The organism is Kitasatospora sp. NPDC057500, assembly GCF_042802195.1.
Lineage (GTDB): Bacteria > Actinomycetota > Actinomycetes > Streptomycetales > Streptomycetaceae > Kitasatospora.
Map to the genome: position 1 here is coordinate 1 of NZ_JBHVER010000287.1, position 8,090 is coordinate 8,090.

Annotated in this window: 7 protein-coding genes; all 7 read right to left on the reverse strand. The window is 76.1% G+C overall.

Annotation, left to right across the window (positions count from 1 at the left end):
* Positions 1 to 121: 121 nt before the first annotated feature.
* The 7 genes from ACFU74_RS34505 to ACFU74_RS34535 all read right to left on the reverse strand — a co-directional run bounded on the left by ACFU74_RS34505 (position 122) and on the right by ACFU74_RS34535 (position 7,882).
* Entirely contained in the window at positions 122 to 1,600 is a 1,479-nt protein-coding gene (locus ACFU74_RS34505; RefSeq protein WP_380764059.1) for a hypothetical protein, read from the reverse strand.
* On the reverse strand, positions 1,597 to 2,286 hold the full coding sequence (locus ACFU74_RS34510) for an RNA polymerase sigma factor (protein ID WP_380764061.1): 690 nt from the start codon (positions 2,284 to 2,286) through the stop codon (positions 1,597 to 1,599). Before ACFU74_RS34510 ends, ACFU74_RS34505 begins: the two co-directional genes overlap by 4 nt.
* Positions 2,287 to 2,395: 109 nt before the next feature.
* Positions 2,396 to 3,649 (reverse strand): hypothetical protein, encoded by a 1,254-nt coding sequence (locus tag ACFU74_RS34515; RefSeq protein ID WP_380764063.1) that lies wholly within the window; start codon positions 3,647 to 3,649, stop codon positions 2,396 to 2,398.
* 255 nt (positions 3,650 to 3,904) lie between these two features.
* Positions 3,905 to 4,687: a MerR family transcriptional regulator gene (locus ACFU74_RS34520; protein ID WP_380764065.1), complete on the reverse strand. Its 783-nt coding sequence runs from the start codon at positions 4,685 to 4,687 to the stop codon at positions 3,905 to 3,907.
* A gap of 150 nt (positions 4,688 to 4,837) precedes the next feature.
* On the reverse strand, positions 4,838 to 6,193 hold the full coding sequence (locus ACFU74_RS34525; protein ID WP_380764067.1) for an LPXTG cell wall anchor domain-containing protein: 1,356 nt from the start codon (positions 6,191 to 6,193) through the stop codon (positions 4,838 to 4,840).
* Positions 6,194 to 6,470: 277 nt separating this feature from the next.
* Positions 6,471 to 7,472: an NAD(P)-dependent oxidoreductase gene (locus ACFU74_RS34530; protein WP_380764071.1), complete on the reverse strand. Its 1,002-nt coding sequence runs from the start codon at positions 7,470 to 7,472 to the stop codon at positions 6,471 to 6,473.
* Complete coding sequence (locus tag ACFU74_RS34535) at positions 7,469 to 7,882, reverse strand: hypothetical protein (protein WP_380764069.1); 414 nt, start codon at positions 7,880 to 7,882, stop codon at positions 7,469 to 7,471. The genes ACFU74_RS34530 and ACFU74_RS34535 overlap by 4 nt, the downstream gene beginning before the upstream one ends.
* Positions 7,883 to 8,090 lie beyond the last annotated feature (208 nt).

Genomic DNA, 8,090 nt, shown 5'->3' on the forward strand with positions numbered 1-8,090 from the left:
CCCCCGAGCAGTGGGGGCCGGACCGCCGTCGGCGCTCTCGGAGGGGGCTTTCGGAGGCGGCGGTCACCGGAGGAGGCTTTCGGAGGCGGCGGTCACCGGAGGAGGCTTTCGGAGGCGGCGGTCACCGGACCGCAGCGGTGAACCCCGGGCGGATGACCACCGGCCTGGCGGCCTGGCCGTCCCCCTTGGCCCCCACCGTCAGGTCGAACCGGTAGAGGTCGTGCGGCCAGTCGTCCGGCACGCTGAGCCGGAACGAGAAGGACGTCGACTCCTGGGGACGGACCAGCCGCTCCAGCAGGGAGGTGTCGACCGTCCACGTCCCCTGCCCGTTCGGGACGACCGGCAGCGTGCGCGCCCCCTCCGCGCCGTACTGGGCCTGGACCACGATCCTTCCCAGCGCCTCCGGTCCGCTCAGCGCCAGCGTCGGGACCACCGAGGCCAGCGGCGCCGTCCCCGGATTGCGGACGTTCATGGTGAACGGCACCTGGTCCCGGCCCGCCATCCCGGCGCCCGGCTGGGCGGTGATCGTGACCTCCGGCGCCCTCCGCCCGGCGGCGGGGGCGCTGGTCAGCCGGACGGCGGTGAGCGCCGACGCCTCCTCGGTGCGCTGCGGCACCGACGGCAGCAGGGCCAGGGCCTCGATCAGCAGGGTCCCCTCCGCGCTGTCGATCCAGGGGTCCAGCCGGTAGCGGACCGTCCGGGAGGCACCCGGGGCCAGCGCGAACGCCGCCGCGTCGCCCGAGGCCAGGTAGGCGCCGGACGCCTCGGTCAGCGGGACCTCCGTCCAGCCGCCCTCGTCCTCGCGCTGCAGCTGGGCGCGCACCGTGCGGTCGGCGCCGACCGGGTCGGTGAGCGCCCGCACCGACACCACCGGCGCCACCGTCGCGTACGCCTGCTGGGTGGTGTTCTGCCAGGTCACCGAGAAGGTCACCCAGCCGGCGCCGACGATCGCGTCCCTGCCCGCCAGTCCGTCGAAGCTCAGTGCGATGCCCTGGGACGGACGCTCCTGCCCCCCGCCCGCGGCGGTGGACGGCTCGCCGCCGGACGAAGCGCCGGGTACCGTCCCGCCCTGCTGCGGGGCGGCCGTCCCGGCTCCCCCCGGCCGGGAGTCCCCCGCACCGCCCCCCGCGCCCCCCGCGCCGCCGGCTCCGCCCGCACCCCCGGGAGCGGCCGACGGGTCCGTACCGGCCGCCCCCGGGGCCAGGCCCTCGCCCGGCGTCCCGGCCGGACGGCCGGCCTCGCCGGGGTGCTGCGCGGCCGGCGACGCGTCCGTCCCCCCGGTCGGACCGGGACTGCTGCTCAGCGTCGCCGCCGGCGCGTCGTCGCCCTTCTCGGCCAGGGTGTCGGAGGGGACGGTCAACACGCCGATGACCGTCGCCGCGACCAGCCCCAGCAACGGCAGGCCCACCAGGTAGGCGGGCCGGCGGCGCGAGCGCGGCCCCCGGGGCGGGGCGGCCGGGCGCAGGTTCTGGCTGGTGATCCCGGCGACGCGGGCCGCCATGGCCTCCCGGAGCAGCCGCTCCACGGGGGACTCGCCGCTCGGGCCCGGCCGGCCGTCGCCGTGCTCCCCGTCGGCCGTGGGGCGCCGCTCGTCGCTCATCGGGCGTCCTCCAGCTTCTTCTCCAGGGCGTCCAGGGCCCGGCTGGCGGTGGACTTCACGGTGCCCCGGGACACCCCGAGGATCTCCGCGATCTCCGACTCCGACAGGTCGGACCAGTAGCGCAGCACCAGCACCTCGCGCTGGCGCGGGGGCAGCTGCTGGAGGGCGACCAGCACCCGGCGGTGCTCGTCGTGGAGCACCGCGTGGTCCTCCGCCGACGGCGCGTCCGCCTCGTGGGGCGGCACGTACTCACGGGCCGTGCGGCGGCGGCGCAGCACCGACCTGGCGCCGTTGACCACGGCGGTGCGCAGGTAGGCCAGCGCGTTCTCCAGGTCCTCCAGCTGCTCGCCGTGCCGCTGGTAGAGCTTGGCGAAGGCCTCCTGCACGACGTCCTCCGCCTGGTCCTGGTGGTCGACCAGCAGCACCGCGAGGCGGACCAGGCTGAGCCGGTGGGTGAGGTAGAGGTCGGTCAGCGTCGGCCCGGCCTCGCCCGCCCGGCCACCGCCGGGCAGCAGACGGAACCCGGCCCGGCGCTGTCCGGCCGACCGCGCGGGGACCGGGACGTCGAGCACCTCGCCGCCCGCGCCCTGCGCCTCCCTGGCGCCGAACAGCAGCCGCACCAGCCCGCGCAGGCTCCGCACCCGCCCCTGGGCGGCCCGCGCGGCCGGCCCGATGGCCATGGACATCCGTCATCGCTTTCCCCCCGACGGCGTTCCGGCTGCGCGCCGGTGCGTCAGGACTCGTCATGGGGTGGCCGGTCCCGTGGGGAGCCGGCCGGCCGGGTCGCCGGCCCGGCTAGGACGGCACCTTCGGCATGTCCTCCGTCAGCCAGGTCATGCGCGGCTTGAACTTCCGCGCCGGAAGGGCCTCGCCGTCGAACGTTCCCCCCACCGCGATCTCCAGGCCGTTGCCCGCGGTCCAGCCCTTCGGCAGGTTGAACCGCAACGGGTACGCGATGGTCTCCCCCGGCGCCAGCACCCGGGTCAGGCCCGTGGTGTCCAGCTCGACCTGGCCGTCCGCGTCGAGGGAGCCCCGGAGGCGGCGCCATTCGCCGTCCGCCAGCACCTCGGCGATCAGGTCCTCCGGCACCAGGCCGTGCCGGCCGCCCGGACCGAGCGGGTCGGTCACCACGAGGGCCGGGGCGACCCTGCGGTCGTCGGACGCGTCCAGGTTGGTCAGCTCCAGCGTCAGCTCGGACGCCACCCGGCCGACGACCATGTCGGTCGGCTTCGTCATCGCCAGCCGGACCGGCCGGGCCACCGTCACGTTCACCCGGACGTCGGCGCCGCCGGCCCTGACCGTCCTGGCACCGCGGCGGACCCAGCCCTCGGCCGTGATCGGCAGCCGGCCCGCCAGGGCGCCGTCGACCAGGGTCAGCCGGTAGCGGACCGTCCGGCTCTCCCCCGGGTCGAGCGCGAACGCGCCCTGCTGGGGGCCGCTGCCCACGCCCGGCTGGTTGAGCTTCACCTCGCGCCACTCGTCGAGGTCCTTGCGGTCCAGCGTCCCCTTGACCGGCGCCCCCGGGCGGGCGGCGGCGGTCGGATGGTCGTACGGGAGCACCCGGACCACCGGGACGACCTCGTCGTAGCGCTGCCCGGTGGTGTTGGTCCAGGTCACCTGGAAGTCGAGGTAGCTGCCGTCGGCGCGGGTCTCCCAACTGCCGGAGAGCGGGCGGATCGCGACGTCGACCTGCTCGGCGGCTCCGTTGGGCACCTCCCCCGGCCAGGCCGGGGCGCCGGAGGCGGGGAGGAACCCGCCCGCCGGGGCGCCGCCCGGGCCCGGCGCCGGAACCGGGGCGGTCCCGGACGGCGGCGCGGGAGCGGCGGGCCCGGCCGCGAACACCGCGGCGACCACCGGCGCGGACGCCTCGGCCACCGGCGCGACCAGCGTCGAGCGCATCGACGCCGCCCCGCCCGGTGCCGCCTCCACGGGCACCGGGGCGATGCTCACCCCGGCCTCGGCCGGGAGCAGCGCGTAGCCGGCCGCACCGGCGACGACGGCCGCCAGCGGAACGGTGCTGACGAGACGCCGGACAGTGGACGGGCGCATGGTGGGTTCCCCGTGGTAGTCGGACTCGGCCTGCAGGGCGAGGCCCGGCCCCGGCCCGCTCGCAGCCGCGCCGGATCGGCCCTCACCCTTTCAGACGTCCGAGTGCCGCCGGGGTTGCGGGGCGTTCGAAGAAAATTTCGCACTGTCCGGAACGACCGGTGTCCCACCGGCACCGGTCGTTCCGGTCGGGACGGCGGCGCGCCGGCCGCCGTCCGCCACGCGTGCCCGCCGGCCGCCACGCCTGCCCGCCGGCCGCTACGCCTGCCCGCGGGTGCGGAGGTCCGCGTTGGCGAGCATGGCGTCGTGCAGCCACTGGGCGAGGCCCGGGGCGAGGTCCTCGTAGACCTTCGTGAAGCGCGGGTCGGCCAGGTACATCCCGGCGATGCCGCGGTGGATCTCGAAGGTGCAGTCGTAGAAGTTCTCGCGGATGTGCTGCCGGTGGGCCTCGGCGGCGTCCGTGGCGGGGCCGCCGTCGGCGGGCTCGCCGGCGGTGAAGAGCTCGACCAGGCGGGCGTTGAGCGCGTCCGTCTCGGCCTTGATCCGCGCCCAGTCGGCCTTGTCGTACCCGCCGGTGCGGCGCTGGGACTCCGCCCAGGCCGCGGTGTCGCCCCAGCGCTGCTCGGCCTCGGTCTCCCACTCCTCGCGGTAGTCCTCGCCGAAGAGCTCGAACTTCTCCTCCGGGGTCAGCTGGATACCCATCTTCTCTGCCTCCATGGCGTGTTCGACGGCTGCGGCCAGTTTCTGGAGGTGGGCGATGCGGTCGGTCAGCAACCGGTGCTGGCGCCGCAGGTGCTCGCTCGGACTCACCGAGTCGTCGTCCAGGACTGCCGCGATCTCTTCGAGGGGGAATCCGAGTTCGCGGTAGAACAGGATCCGCTGCAACCGGCCGAGGTCGGCCTCGTCGTACCGGCGGTAGCCGGCCGGCGTGCGGCCCGGCGGGGACAGCAGGCCGATCTCGTCGTAGTGGTGCAGGGTGCGGACGGTCACCTTGGCGATCCTCGCCACCGTGCCGACCGAGTACCCGTCTCCGGTGTTCATCGGGGTTCTCCCTCCGTGCTGACCACGACCCTCCTTCCTCCCGTTGCGTGAGGGTCAAGTCCGATTCTGGCGCGGGCGGGAACGGAACCGCCCGTGCCCCCGGCGGACCGGGGACACGGGCGGGTGTGGTGCGTCGTGGCGCGGCGGGGGTCAGCCCTGCTGCGCGGTGCGGCGGCGGCGGAGCACCACCAGGGTGCCGACACCGGCCGCGAGGACGGCGCCGCCGGCGATCGCGATGCCGGTGGTGTCGTCACCGCCACCGGTGGTGGCCAGGGCCTTGTCCGCGTTGGACCGGGCCTGGACGACGGCCTCCGGGGTGATCGGCAGCGGCGCGATGGCCGGGACCTTCACCGGGAAGTCGATCGGCTGGCGGGCACCGGTCTCGTCGTCGCCCTCGGTGTCCCCGGGGGCGGCCGGGGTCGTCGGGGCGGCGGTGGGGGCGCTCGGCGATGCGCTCGCGCCCGAGGTCGGCGAGGCGCTCGGCGAGGTGCTGGGCGAGGTGCTGGGTGAGGCGCTCGGCGAGGCGCTGGCCGACGGCGTCGTGGTCTCGGTCGGCGTACCGCTCGGGGTGGCGGTCGGCGTCGTGCTCGGCGTGACGGTCGGCGTCGCGGTCGGCGTCGCGGTCGCGGACGGCGTGGCGGTGGCCGACGGGGTGCCGGTCGCCGACGGGCCGGTGCTCGTGCTCGGCGTCGCGGTGGGGGTGGCGCTCGGGCTGCCGGTCGGGGTCGCGGACGGCGTCGCGGTGGCCGACGGCGAGGTGGTCGGCTTGCCGGTCGGGCTCGCGCTCGGGGTGGTCGGCTTGGCGGTGGTCGGCGTCGCGGTGGGGCTCGGCTTCGGGCCGCCCCCGGCCACGATCTTGAAGCGGTCGCCGCACGAGCCGTCACCGAGGAACTCGCCCTGCCCGGACGGCTTGCTGCCCTCCGCCTTCGCGGCGAAGACCACCGGGACGACGCCGGCCGTGCCGAGCGGCGCGTCCTTGGTGACCGAGACCCGCACGGTGACGGTGAGGCTGCTGCCCTTGTTGACCGCGAGCAGCGAGTTCTCGTAGTCGGGCAGGCGGCCGTCGATGAGCTTGGCGAGCAGGAACAGCACGCCGTCGTCGTCGCTCTCGCCACCGCCCGGCGCGGGCTTGGCCGGCAGCCAGGTCCTCGTCTTGTCCAGCCCCTCGGGCAGCTGGTACTCGACCTTGAGGTGCTCGCCGCGCAGCGAGCCCTTGGGGTTCTTGAACTTGAGCAGCGGGTAGTAGACGAAGTCGTGCTTGGTGTTGTTGTCGACGGTGAAGTTGAACAGCTTGGTGTCACCGCCGGCGACGAAGGTCCGCGGCACCCCGTCCAGGGACAGGTCGAGCGCGCGGGCGCTCGCCTTGTCGGCCTGCGGCGCGGCGGCGGCGGGCGACGATCCGGTGGTGGCGGCGGCCACCGCGCCCTGGGCGCCGGCCAGCGCCATCGAGGCGGCGAGCGCGGCTGCGCCGGCCAGGGCGAGACTGCGAGGTACGGAGATGGACAAGGGAGCCCTCACGAGAGTGTCCGGGCGCGGCCCGGGGGCGCGAAAGGACCAGGCGGCAGTCCGAGCCGCGATCCCCCCGCGAAGCTGAAAGTCCGACGGAGACTACCGAAGCCTCCGGCGGCTCCGGAAGGCGGGTGCCGGTTCCGGACGACCGCCGCCCCACTCTGCCCGGTTGGCCCAACTCTGCCCCATGACAGGGGTTTTGCCCTCCTTCGCCCGGCGCTCCGGCGAAGCCCCGCGAGCCCCCGCCGCCCCGCCGGCCCCGCACCCGCCCGTGCTACTCCGGGAGCCCGGCCCGCCGCCGCGCGACGGCCGCGACCGCGGCCCAGTCCTTCTCGCCGTCCCCGTGCGCCAGCGCGTCCAGGAACGCGTCCCGCAGCACGCTGCCGAACGGCAGCGGCACGTGCTTCGCCGCACCGGCGGAGAGCGCGAGGTCGACGTCCTTGAGCCCGAGCGGCAGCTTGAACCCGGCGGGCTCGTAACGGCGTTCGGCGACCATCGAGCCGTACCCGGAGTAGATCGGCCCCGGGAAGAGCGTCCCGCTGAGCATCTCGATCAGATCGGTCGGCCGGACCCCGTTGGCCTCGGCCAGGCTGCACGCCTCGGCCATCGACTCGATCGCGCAGGCCAGCAGGAAGTTGGTGCTGATCTTGGCCGTGTTGGCCTGCCCCGGGCGCTCGCCGAAGTGCCAGACGTGCCGGCCCATCGCGGCGAACAGCGGCTCGACCGCCGCCAGCGACTCCGCGCTCCCGGCGGCCAGGATGTTGAGCTCCCCCGCCTCGGCCACCGGCGGGCGGCCGAGCACCGGCGCGGCGACGTACCCGATGCCGTACTCGGCGTGCAGGGCCTCGGCGCGCTCGGCCAGGGCGACCGAGACGGTGGCCATGTTGACGTGCACGCGGGCCGCGGCGGCCTCCAGCAGGGCCGGGTCGAGCAGCAGGCGCTCCACGGCGGCGTCGTTGGCGAGCATCGAGACGACCACGTCGGCCGCGAAGGCGTCGGCCAGTCCGTCGGCGGCCAGCGCGCCCCTGTCGACCATGGCGGCCACCGCTCCGGGCGAGCGGTTCCAGACCCGGACGGTGTGCCCGGCTTCCAGCAGGTTGGCGGCCATGCCCCGGCCCATCGCGCCCAGTCCGACGAAGCCGACCGTCATCCCGCTCATCGCGCACTCCCGCTGTCGTCCGGCGGCCGGAGCGATCGTCCGGCCACGATCAACCGACTGTACGTCAGCTCGCCGGACGGTCCGGGCGCCGGGCCGCCCGGACCGCCGCGGGGTCAGGCCGCGGCGGCGTGCCGCCCGTCCGCCGAGCCCGCCTCCAGGTGCGCGACGACCCGGTGGCGCAGCAGCTGGTACTGGGCCTGCAGCCGGCCCGGGCGCTGCGGGCGGGCGACCGGCCGACCGGGGCCGACCCGCTCGTCCGGGCCGAAGCGCGAGCGGGTCATGTCGACCTCGGCGCCGGCCGCGGACCGGTTCCACCAGTGCAGGTCGGTGCGGACCCCGCCGGTGTACACCTCGCCCATCATCAGCTCGCCGCCGAGCAGGTCGTGCACCACCAGGGCGGTCGCCCGGCACTGGCCGTGGGCGGGATTGTCGGGACGCCAGTGGGCCTGGTCCTCGGGCGCGCAGGTGTCGACACCCCAGGATGAGCGGATCGCACGTTCGATGTCGTTGAGGGTCCACGCCGTCATAGCGGGAAGCCTGCCACGCGGCACCGACAGCGGCAGCGGCTTTTCCGCCGGCGACCCCGTGTTCTGCGGCGACCCGGGCGACCTTCACCCGTACGGGGAGCACGCCGGGGGCGGTGGGGCGCGGCCGGGGGGGGGGGGGGGGCCCCCCCCCCCCCCGCCGGCCCCCCCCCCCCCCCCGCCGGCCGGGGGGGGGCCCCCCCGGGCCCGA